The organism is Pseudomonas sp. HMSC065H01 (assembly GCF_001815235.1).
Classification (GTDB): domain Bacteria; phylum Pseudomonadota; class Gammaproteobacteria; order Pseudomonadales; family Pseudomonadaceae; genus Pseudomonas; species Pseudomonas aeruginosa.
Map to the genome: position 1 here is coordinate 92,985 of NZ_KV819906.1, position 15,361 is coordinate 108,345.

The following is a 15,361-nucleotide window of genomic DNA, read 5'->3' on the forward strand; positions in this document are numbered from 1 at the left end:
GCCCACCACACCGCGCTGATCGACCGCAGCACGCTGGAACGCTGGCTCAACGACGGCGCGCATGCGCTGCGCAGCCTGTTCTCGCTGGCACAGCAGTACCGCTACTCCGGCGCGACGCGCGACGACTTCGCCTCGAAGAACGCGGTGGCGCGGGCGGCGCTGGAGAAGTTCGGCGAGTTGCCGCAGGACGTGCTCGAAGGCACGCGCCGCTCGCGCTTTGCGCCACCGATCGCACGGCGGTCGGGCAAGCCGGGTGCAGCCCCCGATGCGGCACCCAGCGCTGGCGCAGCCGACGTGGCGGACGACGACCACGACCATGACGGCGAAGGCACGAAGGCATGACAGCATCGTCTTCCACCGGCCAACCGGCGCGCTTCCTGCCGCTGGAACAGGCGGACTTCCAGCGCCTAGAACACGGCCCCTACCTAAAAGGCCTTTTACAGCCTTTTAAAGGTAAGGGGAGTCTGGAGACCTGGGCCAACCAATGCACGGCACTGCGCGACGACTTGATCGGCCTGGCGCAGCGGCGCGTGCTGCAACAGGCGCGGGCCTATCCCTTCACGTTGCTCGACGTGCAACTGGCCCAGCAGACCACTGGCGCAGGCACGACCTTCCTGCGCTGGCGCAACCACGACCGTTCTTCCATGGGCGTGGCGCTGTGGGAATCGCTGCTCGACCGCCCGGCGACGCCGGCCTCGCTGATCGACGACCTGTACGCGATGGAGCTGCAGCGCATCGCTTTGAACATGCAGATCAGCCTCCTTCACACGCTGGGCCGCCAGGCCCAGGAGTGCGCCAGCAAGGCCGCTCAGGCCGAAGCGGCTTACCTGCGACGTGTCCACGGGCATGCCGCGTCCGTTCCATCCACCACCCCCAAGGAGTCACCATGAGCACGCACTTCGTCGGCGAGGGCAACATCGGTTCTGCGCCGGACTACCGCGAATTCCCCAACGGCAACGACGAGCCGCGTCGGCTGCTGCGCCTGAACGTCTACTTCGACAACCCGATCCCGAAGAAGGACGGCGAATTCGAGGACCGCGGCGGCTTCTGGGCGCCGGTGGAGCTGTGGCACCGCGACGCCGACCACTGGAAAGACCTGTACCAGAAGGGCATGCGCGTGCTGGTAGAAGGCCGCACGGTGAAGGACGAGTGGGAGGACGCCGACGACAACGAGCGCACGACCTTCAAAATCGAGGCCCGCCGCATCGGCATTCTGCCGTACCGCATCCAGGCCGTGACCCTCAGCGCCAGGACGCTGGAACCCGAGGCCGCAGTACCGCCGCCGAAGGAGACCAAGGGGACGAAGGCGCCGAAGGAAACCAAGGCCAAGGGCTGATTCCGAGGGGGCGGCTGTAGCAACCGTCAGACGCCCGCCATGCACCAGCTATCCCCAGGGGATAGCGCCAGGGTGTTCCACCGAATTCCAGCCGCCCTCCCGAAACTACGCCCTCGCTGCGCCAGCCGTTGCAGTGCCGCGCATGCCGCTGCGGCAACGCATCGTCTGCCGATCACAAAGCGGTGTCTGCGCCGATCGGCTTCCTTGCTGCCGTCCTCCGCTGGCCCGGCCAAGCTGGGGCCATCCGATGAACCGCACACTTCCAAGGAGGCTTCATGCGCGTGTTCCTGTGCGAGAAGCCGTCCCAGGGCAAGGACATCGCCCGTGTGCTGGGCGCCGGCCAACGCGGCAACGGCTGCTACAGTGGTGCCGGTGTCGTCGTGACCTGGTGCATCGGTCATCTGGTCGAGGCGGTTCCGCCCGAAGGCTACGGCGAGCAGTACAAGCGCTGGGCCATCGAGCAACTGCCCATTCTTCCCGAGCGCTGGCGTGTCGAGCCCAAGGCGGCGACCGCGGCGCAGTTCAAGGTCGTGCAGCAGCTCGTCGCCAAGGCGGGCGAGCTGGTGATCGCGACCGACGCTGATCGCGAAGGCGAGATGATCGCCCGCGAGATCATCGAGCTGTGCGGCTACCGTGGCCCGATCCAGCGGCTGTGGCTGTCGGCGCTCAACGATGCGTCGATCCGCAAGGCGCTGGGTGCACTCAAGCCATCCGCCGAGACGCTGCCGCTGTACTTCTCCGCGCTCGCCCGATCGCGTGCCGACTGGTTGATCGGGATGAACCTGAGTCGCCTGTTCACGCTGCTGGGCCGCCAGGCCGGCTACACCGGCGTGCTGTCGGTCGGGCGTGTGCAGACCCCGACCCTCAAGCTGGTCGTAGACCGTGATCGCGAGATCGCACGCTTCGTCTCGGTGCCGTTCTGGGCCATCGAAGTCGCGCTTTCGCATGCGGGCCAGACCTTCGTCGCAAGCTGGACGCCGCCGCAGGGCAGTACCGACGAGGCCGGCCGCTGCCTGCAGCAGCCGGTGGCGCAGCAGGCCGGCGAGCGCCTGCGCGCGGCCGGCGCCGCCCAGGTGCTGTCGGTGGAGACCGAGCGCGTGCGCGAAGGCCCGCCGCTGCCGTTCGACCTCGGCACGCTGCAAGAGGTGTGCTCCAAGCAATTGGGCCTGGACGTGCAGGAAACGCTGGACATCGCCCAGGCGCTGTACGAGACGCACAAGGCGACGACGTATCCGCGCTCGGATTCGGGCTACCTGCCCGAGAGCATGCTGGCCGAGGTGCCGGCCGTCCTCGACAGCCTGGTCAAGACCGATCCCGGTCTGCGGCCGCTGATCGACCGCCTGGATCACCAGCAGCGTTCGCGCGCCTGGAACGACGGCAAGGTCACGGCGCACCACGGCATCATTCCGACGCTGGAACCGGCCAATCTCTCGGTGATGAGCGAGAAGGAGCTGGCCGTCTACCGGCTGATCCGCGCCCACTACCTCGCGCAGTTCCTGCCGCATCACGAGTTCGACCGGACGGTGGCGCAGCTCACGTGCGACGGGCAGTCGCTGGTGGCGGTCGGCAAGCAGATCGCGGTAGCTGGATGGCGCCAGGTGCTGGCGGCGTCGGTGCCCGACGACACGGACGGCGAGGACGCGCAGCGCGGCCAGGTGTTGCCGCCGCTGCAAGCTAGGACTTCCTGCCAGGTTGGCCAGGTCGAACTGAAGGCGTTGAAGACGCTGCCGCCCAAGCCCTACACGCAGGGCGAGCTGGTCAAGGCCATGAAGGGCGTCGCCAAACTCGTGACCGATCCGCGCCTGAAGCAGAAGCTGAAGGACACCACGGGCATCGGCACCGAGGCGACGCGCGCCAACATCATCAGCGGGCTCTTGGCCCGCGGTTATCTCTTGACGAAGGGCCGTGCCATCCGCGCATCGGATGCGGCCTTCACGTTGATCGACGCGGTGCCGACGGCCATCGCCGACCCAGGCACGACGGCGGTGTGGGAGCAGGCGTTGGACATGATCGAGGCAGGCCAGATGACGCTGGACACCTTCATCGCCAAGCAATCGAGCTGGGTCGCCCAGCTCGTGCGGCAGTACCGCGGCGCCACGCTGGACCTCAAGCTGCCGCCCGCGCCGAACTGCCCGCAGTGCGGTTCACCGATGCGCCAGCGCAGCGGCAAGAGCGGCGCGTTCTGGTCTTGCAGCCGCTACCCGGACTGCAAGGGCACGCAGCCGGTCGAAGATACCGCGGCAGGCAAGCGCGGCGCCTCCCGCCGACCATCCAGCACGCCGCGTCGGCGCTCCAGGGCGAACTGACGCCCACGTCTCCCTCTGCCACGCCGGCTGCTGCCGACGGCGGGGCAAACCTCCCGCTCCCCGCGGGATTCCCCAGCGCGCGTTCCCTTCTGCAACGGTGTGCGCGTCCTGCTGGCCCGAGACGGCCACAGGGCGAGAAGGTCATTGCTCCATCGAATCGCGCTCGACGCGGTTCCGCTGATCGAGGTGTTCGCGTCCATCCGCGAGCGGTCTCCTGACGCCTTGGCCCGCAAGGCTGCGAGGTGCCAGGAGACCGCTTGCGGTCGACGGTATTCGGTGCCGGTGCCCGCCGGTGAAAAAACGGGTTCCCTTTGTGTGTGGATACACGCCAGAGGATGCCGGCCCCAGCCACGAAACGGGCCGGGTGAGATTGCTGACGCAGCGAATGGCTTTGACGACGGCCTGGCCTGCTTGCAGCCCACAGGTGGTTTGCTTCCTCTCCAGCCGAAGGTCTGAGTGACCTTCGGCGCTTGTTCCATCTACGGATTCATCCCCGCTCCGGCACAGTCTTGCGAGACTGCATCACAACGTCATGCGGCGGCTAAGCAGCGCAGCACTCGAAGGGCACAAGCTCGCGGCCTGCCGTGTGGCAAGGATCGCCGCTGGCGCGGCAGTGCGCTCCGCGGGACTAAAGCCCGCACGCTCGAAGAACGGCGCTGCCGTCGTCGTCAGCAACCAGGCTTGGCGTCCGCCTTCATCGAAGGCGCGGCGCAGCAATATTGCGAGCATGCCGCTGCCGGTGCCGCGATGGCGTGCTTGTGGCAGAACCACCAGGGAGCGCACCAGCACGTCCTGGCCCATATGCTCGAAGCCGCCGAAGCCCACGCGCTCACCTGACACGGTGGCATAGGCGAAGAAGCGACGCCCCGGCTCGGTCAGGTCGGCGGTGGGAAGGCCGGCCTCGTGCAGCGCCAGCGCAAGGTCCGGGTCACTGCCGGCGATCGGCGTGTCCACCAGGAGCGTCGTGCCGTCTTCTTTGCAAATCTCGCCCGCCGGTCGCTGCGGCAGCAGCTCGATCACCATGTCCGAAGGGCGACACAGCCGCACGCCCAGGGGAGACACCACGATGGGCCGATTGATGAGGATCGGGTGCGCCAGCATCTGGTCGATCAACTGGTCGTCGCTCCAATGCGCGGCATCCAGGTTCAGTTCCTTGTAGGGCGTTCCCTTGACGCGCAACACATCCCGCACGCGCATGCCCATCCGCGCAATCAGCGCCTTCAAGGTCTCGCGGTCGGGCGGTGCTTTCACGTACTCGATGACTGTGGGCTCGATGCCGCTGGCGCGGATCAGCGCCAGCGTGTTGCGCGACGTGCCGCAGTCCGGGTTGTGGTAGATCGTGACGGTGCTCATGCCGGATGCCTCACCACATTGCGCGGGGCCTGTTCGTACCAGTCGCGGGAACGGTTGACCACGCGCACCACCAGCAGCATCACCGGCACCTCGATCAGCACGCCGACCACGGTGGCCAGCGCGGCGCCGGAGTGGAAGCCGAACAGACTGATGGCGGCCGCCACGGCCAGCTCGAAGAAGTTGGACGCACCGATCAGCGCGGAGGGACAGGCGATGTTGTGCTTCTCGCCGACACGGCGGTTGAGCCAGTAGGCCAGGCCGGAATTGAAGAACACCTGGATCAGGATCGGCACGGCTAGCATGGCGATGACCAGCGGCTGCTGCAGGATGGCCTGGCCCTGGAAGGCGAACAGCAGCACCAGGGTCAACAGCAGCGCGGCGATGGACAGTGGGCCGATGCGTTCCAGCGCTCGGTCGAACGCTGCCTGTCCACGACGCAGCAGCGAGCGGCGCCATACCTGGGCGATGATGACCGGGATGACGATGTAGAGCACCACCGAGATCAGCAGGGTGTCCCACGGCACGACGATCGAGGACAGGCCGAGCAGCAGGGCGACGATGGGCGCGAAGGCGAACACCATGATGGTGTCGTTCAAGGCCACCTGCGACAGCGTAAACATCGGATCGCCGCCGGTCAGCCGGCTCCAGACGAACACCATCGCCGTGCAGGGCGCGGCGGCCAGCAGGATCAGGCCGGCGACGTAGCTGTCGATCTGATCGGCCGGCAGCCAGTCGGCGAAGACATGACGGATGAACAGCCAAGCCAGCAGCGCCATCGAGAACGGCTTGACCGCCCAATTGACGAACAGCGTCACGCCGATGCCGCGCCAGTGCTGGCGGACCTGGCCGAGCGCGCCGAAGTCCACCTTGAGCAGCATGGGGATCACCATGATCCAGATCAGCAGGCCGACCGGGAGGTTGACTTGGGCCACTTCCATGCGGCCGACGGCCTGGAATGCGCCGGGCGCGAACTGGCCCAGGGCGATGCCGGCGACGATGCACAGCAGCACCCACACCGTCAGGTAGCGCTCGAAGATGCTCATCGAGAACGATGGCGTGGCGGCAACGGCTTCGGTCTGTACGGCCATCGCGCTACCTCACTGCTTGCCGATGGCGCGCAGCTCGTGCTGCAGCGACATGGCATCGAGCCGTTGGAGCGGCAGCGACAGGAACAGCTCGATGCGACGCTTGAGCGTCAACGCAGCGTCCATGAACGCCTTACGCTGCTGTTCCTCGCTGCCTTCGACGGCGGCCGGATCAGGCACGCCCCAATGGGCCGAGACCGGCTTGCCCGGCCAGACGGGGCACACCTCGCCGGCGGCGTTGTCGCAGACGGTAAAGATGAAATCGAACATCGGCGCGCCGGGCGCCACGAGTTCGTCCCAGCTCTTGCTACGGTAGCCGGTCGTCGGCAGGTGCAGGCGCTCCAGCGTGGCGAGCGCCAGCGGGTGGACTTCGCCCTTGGGGTGGCTCCCTGCCGAATAGGCGCGGAACCGCCCTTGACCCAGCTCGTCGAGGATGCCTTCCGCCAGGATGGAACGCGCCGAATTGCCAGTGCAGATGAACAGCGCGTTGTAGGTTTTTTCAGTCGTCATGCGCGCCTCGTGTCAGCAGCAGGAAGAAACCTGCTTCGCGGTAGCCCGGCCATTCCTCGGCGCGCAGCAGGCCGGAGCGGTGCCCGGCGCGGGCGGCGGCGCTTCGTTGAATACGGGGATGTTGCCCAGCGTGTGGAAGTGCTCCCAGGCCACGCCTTGCGGGTCGGTGATCCAGTGCTTCTCGCTGCGCGCGTAGCAGCAGGTCGTGGTGCCCTCGTCGAGCAGCGCCATGTCGGCGGCCTGCGCGCGGGCTTTCAGGGCGGCCAGTTCTTCGGCGTCGTCGGTCTGGATGCCCAGGTGGTCGATGCCCGGCTTGCTGCCGCGCGTGGAGATGGCGAAATTGACCGGCGGGTCTTCGAGCATCCACTTCGCATAGTCGCTCTCGATGCGCGCCGGCTGCGCGGCGAACAGTTGGGAATAGAAGCCGATGCTGCGATCCAGGTCATCGACATGCAGGTGGACGTGAAAGCGTTTCATGGGAAGGTTCCTTTCAGCAGGTGGTGCAGGCGCGGGTGGATTCGTTGGCCTCGCACACGCCGCCTTGGCAGCAGTGCTCGGTCAGGTAGCCGAGCAGCCCATTCATGTGGGCGAAGTCGGCGCGGTAGATCAGGTTGCGGCCCTGCTGTTCGATGCTGACCAGGCCAGCATGGGCCAGCTCCTTCAGGTGGAAGGACAGCGTGTTGCGGGCCACGTCGAGTTGGTCGGCCAGGACGCTGGGCGTGAGCCCTTCGGGGCCGGCGACGACCAAGGCACGGAACACGCGGAGGCGCTGGGTATGAGCCAGGGCGCCCAGGGCAGAAATGGCTTGGATCTCGTTCATTGTTCAATGATACAACAGTTATCGAATCATTGAACAACACCCAGCAGCAATCAGGGACGAGGCGGGAACCGATTCCCCCGTGACGCAGAACGCGCCCCGGCGTGATGCTTTGCGGCACGTGTTGCTGACCTGATCAGCACATGCCAGCAGCCTGGGTCTTTCGGCTGCCGCGGGACTCTCCTCGTGCGACCCACCACCAGTCCGCTTCGCATCGACCACCGCGGACGGGCGTTTCACGACGCCGATGCCGTTCATGTTCAGCAGCGCCTCTACCCGTGAATCCAACCACCTGGAGCCCATGTCATGAACCGTGCCCTGCCTCAAGAGGTACTTGATCAGATCGAGCTGGAACACCAGCACTTCGCCGCCGCGCCGCAAGCCTTCTTCGAGGCGTGGAAGCGCGGTGCACGCATCGCCGGAGCCGAATGGTTTGGCGACGGCACCCGCGAAGGCCTGCAGCGTGCCACCACCAAGTGGGATCTGCGGCCGAACCTGCTGATGCTCAACGATGCCTTGGGCGTCCTGAGCAGCGGCCAGCGGATGTTCCTGTCCGCGATGGTGAGCTTCTACAACGCCCGCGAGGGTGGCGCGATGCTCAAGCGTTGCGGCTTCGAGGGTCTGTCCGACCTGGGCGGCCTCGATCTCGAACGGCGCAAGGTCATCGCCGACCTGACGCTGAACTACAACGGCTGGTGAGCCGCTTCGGCCCGCCGACGTTCTTCTTTTCTTCCCACCCCACGAGGGACATGCGTCCCTGTTCGGGGCCATGTCCCTCCTTTTTTCATAGGAGTGAATCATGTCCCCAGGCTTTTCCATCGGTCTGCTCGTGACCAACGACGACATCGATGCGGTCATCCTCGAAGGCTGGCCGGACGGTGTGCCCAAGCCGCGCATGGTGGTGTTCGACTACGCCGGCAACGACGTGCTCGATGAATACGTGCTGCGCGTCAGCACCGGAGCCCCGGACGCCGGATTGACCGGCCGCGAGGTGTTCGCGGTCGAGTACGGCCCCGATTGCCGCTACCCGTCGCCCGCCGAAATCCTCTCGGTACTCGATGCACGCAAGCCGGCCGACGAACCTTCGGCGCTGAGCATCGCCCGCGGCGTGCACCAGAGCATCCTCGAATTGGATGCGCGGCTTGATCGCCTGGAGCAGGCGCCGACCGGCGATGACTACAACCGCCTGTACCAGCTTGCCAATGGCGGCCTGCTCGACCTGTTGAAGACGCTGGGCGACCCGTCCTCTACCGCTGCCGACTGACCGGCTGCCACTTCATCCACCCGCTGGGGTTCAATCCCCAGCAGGGGATTGCCTCGGCCATCCTCTGCTGGAGAAATCCCATGTCCTACTCGAACAACAATCCCTTTGTCCGCGGTTACGATGGCCTGTCGGTCGAACGGCTGCTCGCCGTCTCCTATGACGACGACTGCCCGCTGACTTACCTGCCGCTGCATCCCTCGCAGTCGCATCTGCCGGACGGCCAGGTCGAACGGAGGGCCTGCATCTTCTCGGACGACTTCGTGCTGATCACCGAGGACCAGGCGGTTCCCGATGAACTGGAGGCGCAATGCCGCAGCCACGGGCTCGCCCGCAACGTGGTCTACGCCGTCATGGCCCAGGAAGAAGGCAAGCCGCTGCACGTCGGCGACACCTACTCCGACGAGGCGGCCCGGGAAGTCGTGCGGCGCCTACGCTATGAAACTGGCTTCTACAGCCGGTGCTGGGAGATCAGCAGCGGGCACCTCGACGCCGAAGCGCATCGCTTCCTCGCCGAGCTGGCGGACATCGCCACGCCGACGCTGTTCCTGTTCATCGCTTTCCGCATCCCGTACAGCCCGGCGATCGGCGTGAAGCTGATCGCCACGCCCTGGACGGATGACAACCTGCGCGCGGTCGAAGGCATCACGGCCAAGCGGCTGATGCAGGAGCACCGCAAGAAGGGCATGCCGGAATCCCTCGTGCACGTGCTGCACCTGGCCGCGCTCGCCGACGTGCGCATGCTGGTCTTCGATGCCGATGCGCAGGTGCTGGACGGACTGCCGATCTACGACGACTGACACCACCTCACGAGCCTCCACGCGGGGCTCGTTTTTTTTGAGGAAGTCGGTGGCGGCGCAGTGCCGATTCCCTCGCGACGCTGGCCTGCGTCTGCCGCACGCTGATCGCATGTTCGCTGGCGTTGCCGGCAAGCATGCCCAGGCAGTCGAGACCTTCGAGGCTGCGGTGCGGTTCGCCGCGCTGGTTGTTTTTCCTTCCACGGGCGCATGCGCGTCCATCCACCTCACCCCCAAGGGACATGCCTCCCTTGCGGGCGGGAGTTCCTTGGATTGCCACAAGGAGCTTTTCCATGGATACCCAAGCCATCCGCGCACAGATGCCGACGCTGGTTCGCGGCCACGTGCCTTCCAACGTCCGCAGCTTCAAGTTCAACATCTTCGACGGCCAGCCCAAGGTTTCGACGCTGGGCGTCCACATCGATCCCAAGCCCTTCGAGGGCAAGGTCATCGCCACCACCGACGAGGCCATCGTCGTCAAGACGGGCCGGGCCGAGTTCGCGGTGCTCGACAAGGCGCTCGTCACCGACGTGCCCGACGAAGGCGCCAAGGTGCAGGTCGAACCGTATGCGCGGCGCCGCTTCGACGGCCTGCGCGCGGACACGCCCGAGGAAAGCACCGAGTTCACTGCTGGCGGCCAAGCCTACACGGTGAAGCGGTTCATCCTGGGCTCGGCGCCGGCCAAGCTGCCGATCGCGGAGCCGCAGTGCCCCGAGTTGCAGGAGCTGATCCACCAACTGGAGCAGTTGCCCGCGCCCGATGGCTTCCGCCGCATCACGCACCTGCTGGTGGATGCCGGCGCGCGAGACTTCACCGTGGTCGATCCGAGCCCCAGCGACATCATCGCCACGCCGCCGGCCATCGGCTTCACGGTCGCCTCGGCGAAGTTCCAAGGGCACGTCACCGTGCTCTACGAGCGCGGCCTCGATCTCTACGCGGTGGAACTGCGCCGCGACGGCGAACTGGTCGAGCGGGTCGATGAAGTGTTCTTCGACACCCTGGGCCAGACGCTGGAGCGGCTGATCGACGACGGCACCTGGCGCCTCATCCGCGTGCAGCGCCTGTCGGGCCGCAAGCCTGTCTCGCACTGACCTCTCTGCGTCCCTATGCGGCTTCCCGTCCTCACGGCGGGAAGCCTTCTTCTTGCATCCGTTGGAGACCACTTCCATGACTGTTCGATTCAAGGGCGCCGATCTGCGGCCCGTGCTGACCGAAGCGCTGGCCAACCAGTGCCGCGTCATCCTGGTCAAGGACCAGGGCGTCTATTTCATGGCCGAGCGCGGCGAGCGTCGGCCCGATGGGCGACGCAAGACCATCGCCTACGCCGTTGACTGCGACCCGGACGCCGATCCGTTCGACAACTGGTGGGAACTGGCGCGCGCCGAGTTCGGCGGCGACGACTTCGGCGAGTTCTTCGATCTGCAAGAACCTGTGTTCGCCCGCATCCAGCACAGCGAGGACGACCTCGAAGTGTCGGCCACGCGACGCACCTGTCGTTGCAGCCCGTGCTCGCGTCACTCGCCGGCCACTGACCCTCCTGCCTCCCAGCCCCCCGCATGGGGGTTTCTCTTTTTTCAGGACGACCAGCGTCAGGACTCCATATTTTCAATTCCAGGCCCGCTCCGTTATCTGAACAGGCGACGCGGTATCCACCACAGGTAGAACACCATGCCGAAAAGCTCGACCAGCGACTGCACCACGATCACCACAGCGGCGATTTCCCACCCGGCGGGCAGCGACAAGGCGAAGGGCAACACCACGAAGGAATTGCGCGTGCCCAGGCTGAAGGCGAGCGTTCGTCCTTGATCGGTCGGCAGCGCCATCAGCCAGGCCAGCCCTTTGGCAATCAGCGCAGCGGCCCCCAGAAAGACTAGGAACAGCGGAACGATCGAAGGGAACAGTCCCACGGCTCCCCAGACCGCATTGACTTGCGCACCGGCGATCATGAAGACGACGAGCCCCAACATCGGCACCGGCCACCATGCCAGACGCTCGCGCACGGCCGCGCGCTCCGCTCGGGCTTCGATCCAGCGTTCCGACAAGGCAGCGGCGACCAGCGGGATGATGACGACCAGCAATGCAGGCCACACGTCGCCAAAGCTCAGGGCCGATGACAGATCGGCCCCGAGCATGAGCCACAGGTAGGTCGGCAATAGCAGCAACTGCAACAGCAGGTTGATCGGGGTGACGGCGATGGCGCGGGGCACATTGCCGCCGCCCAATTGGCTGAACGTGATGAACCAGTCCGTGCAGGGCACCAGCAGGACCAGCAGCACGCCCAATCGCACGGCCGGATCAGCGGGCAGCCATTGCACCAAGCCCCAAGTCAGCGCCGGCACGACGATGAAGTTTCCGATCAGTACCGAGGCAACGAACCGATGATCGCGGAACGCTTCGCGCAAATGCAGCAGAGGCACTTGCACAAAGGTCGCGTAGAGCAGCAGCACCAGGGCCGGCCACAGCAGGGCCTCGAAAGTGGGGTTGACGCCGGGCCACGCGCTGCCGACCAGCAAGCCGGCAATGATGGCCGCCAGATAGACCCATACTTGGCGGCGTTCGAGAGTAAGACGATCCAAGAAAACACTACCCCAATCAGTTCGTTCGAGTCGGCACGTGCGGACGCGCCAGACAGGGATTTAGCAAAAGTAAGGCCAAGAGTTTTCTAGCCTTGCATGTACGAGGGTAGCTCACAAAGGGCATGGGTCAGTCCAACGGTAGTGCGCCGACCACCCAATGCGGGCACCGGCCGGTGCCGATTGCCGCTCGCGCGGGCGCGCGTCTGACGCCACGCTGCCGCCATGTTCCGCTGACACCCGTCAGCAGCATGCCCAGGCAGTCTCGATCTTCAAGACTGCGACGCGGTTCCGACTGCGTTGATCAACCAGTTCGCTCCGGCATCCCAGCACGAACGGCCATCGGTTCTCCCGATGGTGATGCCACCCAAGCTGTTCCTTCAACCCACGCGGGGGTTCCACACCTTCCCCGCCTTGGGTCGGGTGTGTCTCCGCCTCTTTGTTCTTAGGAGATTCACCATGACCACTTCCACCGAAAAGTCCTTCTTCGACCTGCACATCACCGGCCTCGGGTATCTCAATCGCATCCGCGAAGTGAAGCCCAAGAAAGGCGATGCGTTCCTGGCCTGCGACATCGCGGCGCTCAACGGCCCCAGCGATGACGTTGCCTACGTGCGTTTCGACACGCGCGTCTCGGGCTCCGAAGCGCAGCACCTGGTGCGCCGCTGCATCCAAGCGGTCGATGCCGAGAAGAAGGTGATGATCGGCTTCCGCCTGGGCGACCTGTGGGCCGACACCTTTACCTACTCAAAGGGCAAGCGTGCCGGCGAGCAGGGGGTGAGCCTCAAGGCCCGCCTGCTGTTCGTCAGTTGGATCAAGGTCGATGGCAAGCTCGTCTACAAGGCCGAGCCCAAGCCGACCGATGCCGACGATCGCGACGTGCGCAACACGGATGTCCCCGCGACTTCCGCCGAGCCGCAAGCCGCCGCGCCCGAGCCTTCCAGGCCCGCCGCCGAAGCTGCCGATGAAGCCGCTGCCGATGCCCCCGCATTGGAAGTTGCCGAGTCGTTCTGATCCGCAAGGCCCCGTCCCCTGGGGCCTTGTCTTCTTCCCACTCGCGTGCGCATGCGACCGTCGCCATGACGGCCGTGTGCGTGATCGCGGCTTCGTCCGCAGGAGTTCTTCATGATCACCATTCCCGGCCAATTGGCCATCAAGACCATCCACGGCCGCAACGGCGACTTCAACGTCGGCCGCCTCGCGACCTCCATCGGCGAGTTCGTCGTGAAGAACGCCGAACTCGACCAGTACGCCGAAGGCAAGTACGAGGGCGATTTCGCCATCGCGGAAATCCGCCCGTCCACGTACACCGCCAACGGTCGCATGGTCATCGAGATCCGCGCCTTGCTGGGCGGCATGACCTTGTCGGCCATCGACGCCCTGAGCCGTGACGACGCCAGCCGGCTGAGTCCGCAGGAAGTCGATCCGATCGACGAGGAAGCGCAGACCGCCACGCCGACGCCGACCACCGCCCCCAAGGCGGCCGGCCGGAAGAAGGCACGCAGTTCGCGCGACCCGCTGGTCGATACCACGCCGTTCGGCAGCGAACCGGCTGTTGCGTCTGCCGATGCTTCGGCCCATGCGGACGACGACGGCGACGCGGCCCTGTTCGGCGCGCTCTGGCCGCTGGGCGATGTCGTCAAGCTCGATGCCACCGTGGATCGGCGTGTGCTGCGTCAGCAGCGCGACCGCCTCGGTGATCTCGGCTACGAGTTTGCTCCGCTGTCCCAGGACTGGCACCTCGCCAGGGTCTGATTCCCACCGCCGCCTTGCGCGGCATTCCACCACCCACCGGGGTTCCTCCCCGGTGGGGCGGGGCTCCGGTCTCTTTTTCCCAAGGAGATCGTCATGCAACTTGCATCCCGCTTCGCTTATCGCTCGCCAGTGCTGCGCTCAAGTCACCCGCTGTCGGATGAGCAGATTCGCATCGTGGCCCCTTCCATCTTTGCGGACACCCCGCACGAAAGCCGCTCCGAACGGTACAGCTACATCCCCACGGCGGCTGTGCTGACCGAACTGCGCAAGGAAGGTTTCCAGCCGTTCATGGTGTGCCAGACCCGCGTGCGACACGAGGATCGCCGCGACTACACCAAGCACATGCTGCGCCTTCGCCACGCCAGTCAGATCAACGGCGCCGAGGCGAACGAGATCATCCTGCTCAATTCGCACGACGGCACCAGCAGCTACCAGATGCTGGCGGGCATGTTCCGCTTCGTCTGCCAGAACGGGCTGGTGTGCGGCGACACGTTCGCCGACGTGCGCGTGCCTCACAAGGGCAACGTCACCGATCACGTGATCGAAGGCGCCTACGAGGTGCTGCACGGCTTCGAGAGGGTGCAGGACTCGCGCGACGCCATGCGTGTCATCACGCTCGACGACGGCGAGGCCGAAGTCTTCGCCAGATCGGCGCTGACCCTCAAGTACGACGATTCGGGCAAGGCATTGCCCATCACGGAGACCCAGATCCTGCGGCCCCGTCGCTTCGACGACAACTGCGCCGATCTGTGGTCGGTCTTCAACCGAATCCAGGAGAACCTGGTCAAAGGCGGCCTGGCCGGCCGCGCCGCCAACGGGCGCCAGCAGCGCACGCGCCCCGTTCAGGGCATCGACCAGAACGTCCGGCTCAACCGGGCGCTATGGCTGCTCGCGGATGGCTTGCGCCAGCTCAAAGCCTGACCCACAAGCGGATCGTGTCCATGCGGCATGGTCCGCTTTTTTCTTTGGTGGGTGAGTCTCAGGCAAATAGGGGTGCGCTGCGCGGCGGATTTTCGCTGCCGTAAACCACCCGCCTGGGCGCAGGCTACGCTCATGTCCGTCGGCGCTGCCGACAACATGCCCAGGTAGCCCAGACCTTCAAGGCTACGGTGCGTTGCGACGCACGGTCTGATTCTTCGCCACGACGCTCACCGCGTTTTCTTCCATCCCCCTGGGGCAGTGACTGCCCTCGCGGGTGGTGCTGTCTCCGCTCACTTCGAGGACATCACCATGCCTGCACCTTCTTCCCCCAAGACGCTCTATCGCATCGACGAATGCCCCGACCTGATGGCCGATGGCGTCGTCGGTGACGAGAACGGCAACCTGGTCTTCATCTCCCTCTGGGCGCGCGACACCGCCGTCCAGGAATTCCTGGCTCGCCTCACCCTGGGCCGGGACGAACAGGGACTGGATCAGTTCCACGTCATCACCGAGCAGGGCGCGAGCATCCCGGTATTCGTCGGCAACGTCGAGAACCTGGAGAAGCGCAGCGCACGCGCCTACCGGCGCACGCTGTTCGGCTCGCTGACCAACATCTGGCTGTTCGACCGGCGCTGCGTCAAGCCCGA

Annotated in this window: 18 protein-coding genes and 3 pseudogenes; 13 read left to right on the forward strand and 8 right to left on the reverse strand. The window is 65.8% G+C overall.

Annotated elements, in window-relative coordinates; translation table 11 throughout:
* From HMPREF3014_RS20545 to HMPREF3014_RS20560, 4 genes are all read left to right on the forward strand, one after another.
* On the forward strand, positions 1–342 hold a 342-nt coding region (locus HMPREF3014_RS20545; RefSeq protein ID WP_141765479.1), incomplete at its 5' end, for an AcaB family transcriptional regulator.
* Complete coding sequence (locus HMPREF3014_RS20550; protein WP_006410647.1) at positions 339–890, forward strand: DUF3158 family protein; 552 nt, start codon at positions 339–341, stop codon at positions 888–890. The genes HMPREF3014_RS20545 and HMPREF3014_RS20550, both read left to right, overlap by 4 nt.
* Complete coding sequence (locus HMPREF3014_RS20555) at positions 887–1,336, forward strand: single-stranded DNA-binding protein (RefSeq protein ID WP_006410649.1); 450 nt, start codon at positions 887–889, stop codon at positions 1,334–1,336. The genes HMPREF3014_RS20550 and HMPREF3014_RS20555 overlap by 4 nt, the downstream gene beginning before the upstream one ends.
* Before the next feature lie 275 nt (positions 1,337–1,611).
* Entirely contained in the window at positions 1,612–3,642 is a 2,031-nt protein-coding gene (locus HMPREF3014_RS20560) for a DNA topoisomerase III (RefSeq protein ID WP_006410664.1), read from the forward strand.
* A gap of 522 nt (positions 3,643–4,164) precedes the next feature.
* On the opposite strand, the gene arsN2 is transcribed toward HMPREF3014_RS20560, so the two are convergent.
* The 6 genes and pseudogenes from arsN2 to HMPREF3014_RS20585 all read right to left on the reverse strand — a co-directional run bounded on the left by arsN2 (position 4,165) and on the right by HMPREF3014_RS20585 (position 7,410).
* Positions 4,165–4,596 (reverse strand): arsenic resistance N-acetyltransferase ArsN2, encoded by a 432-nt coding sequence (gene arsN2 / locus HMPREF3014_RS35170; RefSeq protein WP_371056665.1) that lies wholly within the window; start codon positions 4,594–4,596, stop codon positions 4,165–4,167.
* A pseudogene (gene arsC, locus HMPREF3014_RS35175) lies at positions 4,597–4,995 on the reverse strand (arsenate reductase (glutaredoxin)); the annotation flags it as partial.
* Entirely contained in the window at positions 4,992–6,083 is a 1,092-nt protein-coding gene (arsB, locus tag HMPREF3014_RS20570; protein WP_006410676.1) for an ACR3 family arsenite efflux transporter, read from the reverse strand. The gene arsB and the pseudogene arsC, both read right to left, overlap by 4 nt.
* Before the next feature lie 9 nt (positions 6,084–6,092).
* Positions 6,093–6,590 (reverse strand): arsenate reductase ArsC, encoded by a 498-nt coding sequence (locus HMPREF3014_RS20575; protein WP_006410663.1) that lies wholly within the window; start codon positions 6,588–6,590, stop codon positions 6,093–6,095.
* A gap of 12 nt (positions 6,591–6,602) precedes the next feature.
* Positions 6,603–7,067: an ArsI/CadI family heavy metal resistance metalloenzyme gene (locus HMPREF3014_RS20580; RefSeq protein WP_006410682.1), complete on the reverse strand. Its 465-nt coding sequence runs from the start codon at positions 7,065–7,067 to the stop codon at positions 6,603–6,605.
* A 13-nt stretch (positions 7,068–7,080) separates the two neighbouring features.
* Positions 7,081–7,410 carry an ArsR/SmtB family transcription factor gene (locus tag HMPREF3014_RS20585; protein WP_006410656.1) on the reverse strand — a complete coding sequence of 110 codons (330 nt, stop codon included), beginning with the start codon at positions 7,408–7,410 and terminating at the stop codon, positions 7,081–7,083.
* Positions 7,411–7,713: 303 nt separating this feature from the next.
* Between HMPREF3014_RS20585 and HMPREF3014_RS20590 the strand changes: the two genes are divergently transcribed.
* From HMPREF3014_RS20590 to HMPREF3014_RS20600, 3 genes are all read left to right on the forward strand, one after another.
* Positions 7,714–8,106, forward strand: coding sequence for a hypothetical protein (locus tag HMPREF3014_RS20590; protein WP_006410659.1), 393 nt, complete (start codon positions 7,714–7,716; stop codon positions 8,104–8,106).
* Positions 8,107–8,206: 100 nt separating this feature from the next.
* The gene (locus HMPREF3014_RS20595; RefSeq protein WP_006410674.1) at positions 8,207–8,671 is read left to right on the forward strand and encodes a hypothetical protein; all 465 of its coding nucleotides are present in this window, start codon (positions 8,207–8,209) and stop codon (positions 8,669–8,671) included.
* An 80-nt stretch (positions 8,672–8,751) separates the two neighbouring features.
* Complete coding sequence (locus HMPREF3014_RS20600; RefSeq protein WP_006410654.1) at positions 8,752–9,468, forward strand: DUF5983 family protein; 717 nt, start codon at positions 8,752–8,754, stop codon at positions 9,466–9,468.
* A 7-nt stretch (positions 9,469–9,475) separates the two neighbouring features.
* Here HMPREF3014_RS20600 and HMPREF3014_RS34445 read toward each other — a convergent pair whose 3' ends face one another.
* Positions 9,476–9,760, reverse strand: coding sequence for a hypothetical protein (locus HMPREF3014_RS34445; protein ID WP_124988535.1), 285 nt, complete (start codon positions 9,758–9,760; stop codon positions 9,476–9,478).
* On the opposite strand from HMPREF3014_RS34445, the gene HMPREF3014_RS20605 reads away from it, so the two are divergent.
* Both HMPREF3014_RS20605 and HMPREF3014_RS20610 read left to right on the forward strand, forming a co-directional pair.
* Positions 9,759–10,556 (forward strand): hypothetical protein, encoded by a 798-nt coding sequence (locus HMPREF3014_RS20605; protein ID WP_006410677.1) that lies wholly within the window; start codon positions 9,759–9,761, stop codon positions 10,554–10,556. The genes HMPREF3014_RS34445 and HMPREF3014_RS20605 overlap by 2 nt on opposite strands.
* Positions 10,557–10,632: 76 nt before the next feature.
* Positions 10,633–10,997 (forward strand): annotated as a pseudogene (locus HMPREF3014_RS20610) (DUF3085 domain-containing protein).
* Positions 10,998–11,090: 93 nt separating this feature from the next.
* On the opposite strand, the gene HMPREF3014_RS20615 reads toward HMPREF3014_RS20610, so the two are convergent.
* On the reverse strand, positions 11,091–12,041 hold the full coding sequence (locus tag HMPREF3014_RS20615; protein WP_006410675.1) for an arsenic resistance protein: 951 nt from the start codon (positions 12,039–12,041) through the stop codon (positions 11,091–11,093).
* A 456-nt stretch (positions 12,042–12,497) separates the two neighbouring features.
* Between HMPREF3014_RS20615 and HMPREF3014_RS20620 the strand changes: the two genes are divergently transcribed.
* From HMPREF3014_RS20620 to HMPREF3014_RS20635, 4 genes and pseudogenes are all read left to right on the forward strand, one after another.
* The gene (locus HMPREF3014_RS20620) at positions 12,498–13,052 is read left to right on the forward strand and encodes an STY4534 family ICE replication protein (RefSeq protein WP_006410650.1); all 555 of its coding nucleotides are present in this window, start codon (positions 12,498–12,500) and stop codon (positions 13,050–13,052) included.
* A gap of 111 nt (positions 13,053–13,163) precedes the next feature.
* The gene (locus HMPREF3014_RS20625) at positions 13,164–13,793 is read left to right on the forward strand and encodes a DUF3275 family protein (RefSeq protein ID WP_006410648.1); all 630 of its coding nucleotides are present in this window, start codon (positions 13,164–13,166) and stop codon (positions 13,791–13,793) included.
* A gap of 93 nt (positions 13,794–13,886) precedes the next feature.
* The gene (locus HMPREF3014_RS20630; protein ID WP_006410680.1) at positions 13,887–14,714 is read left to right on the forward strand and encodes a DUF932 domain-containing protein; all 828 of its coding nucleotides are present in this window, start codon (positions 13,887–13,889) and stop codon (positions 14,712–14,714) included.
* Between the two features lie 309 nt (positions 14,715–15,023).
* Positions 15,024–15,361: pseudogene (locus HMPREF3014_RS20635) on the forward strand (hypothetical protein); the annotation flags it as partial.

What these genes read in the sequence shown, in the direction of transcription:
- HMPREF3014_RS20550 (WP_006410647.1), top strand. Translation starts at nt 339, where the DNA reads ATGACAGCATCGTCTTCCACCGGCCAACCGGCGCGCTTCCTGCCGCTG.
- HMPREF3014_RS20555 (WP_006410649.1), top strand. Translation starts at nt 887, where the DNA reads ATGAGCACGCACTTCGTCGGCGAGGGCAACATCGGTTCTGCGCCGGAC.
- HMPREF3014_RS20560 (WP_006410664.1), top strand. Translation starts at nt 1,612, where the DNA reads ATGCGCGTGTTCCTGTGCGAGAAGCCGTCCCAGGGCAAGGACATCGCC.
- arsB (WP_006410676.1), bottom strand. Translation starts at nt 6,083, where the DNA reads ATGGCCGTACAGACCGAAGCCGTTGCCGCCACGCCATCGTTCTCGATG.
- HMPREF3014_RS20575 (WP_006410663.1), bottom strand. Translation starts at nt 6,590, where the DNA reads ATGACGACTGAAAAAACCTACAACGCGCTGTTCATCTGCACTGGCAAT.
- HMPREF3014_RS20580 (WP_006410682.1), bottom strand. Translation starts at nt 7,067, where the DNA reads ATGAAACGCTTTCACGTCCACCTGCATGTCGATGACCTGGATCGCAGC.
- HMPREF3014_RS20585 (WP_006410656.1), bottom strand. Translation starts at nt 7,410, where the DNA reads ATGAACGAGATCCAAGCCATTTCTGCCCTGGGCGCCCTGGCTCATACC.
- HMPREF3014_RS20590 (WP_006410659.1), top strand. Translation starts at nt 7,714, where the DNA reads ATGAACCGTGCCCTGCCTCAAGAGGTACTTGATCAGATCGAGCTGGAA.
- HMPREF3014_RS20595 (WP_006410674.1), top strand. Translation starts at nt 8,207, where the DNA reads ATGTCCCCAGGCTTTTCCATCGGTCTGCTCGTGACCAACGACGACATC.
- HMPREF3014_RS20600 (WP_006410654.1), top strand. Translation starts at nt 8,752, where the DNA reads ATGTCCTACTCGAACAACAATCCCTTTGTCCGCGGTTACGATGGCCTG.
- HMPREF3014_RS20605 (WP_006410677.1), top strand. Translation starts at nt 9,759, where the DNA reads ATGGATACCCAAGCCATCCGCGCACAGATGCCGACGCTGGTTCGCGGC.
- HMPREF3014_RS34445 (WP_124988535.1), bottom strand. Translation starts at nt 9,760, where the DNA reads ATGGAAAAGCTCCTTGTGGCAATCCAAGGAACTCCCGCCCGCAAGGGA.
- HMPREF3014_RS20620 (WP_006410650.1), top strand. Translation starts at nt 12,498, where the DNA reads ATGACCACTTCCACCGAAAAGTCCTTCTTCGACCTGCACATCACCGGC.
- HMPREF3014_RS20625 (WP_006410648.1), top strand. Translation starts at nt 13,164, where the DNA reads ATGATCACCATTCCCGGCCAATTGGCCATCAAGACCATCCACGGCCGC.
- HMPREF3014_RS20630 (WP_006410680.1), top strand. Translation starts at nt 13,887, where the DNA reads ATGCAACTTGCATCCCGCTTCGCTTATCGCTCGCCAGTGCTGCGCTCA.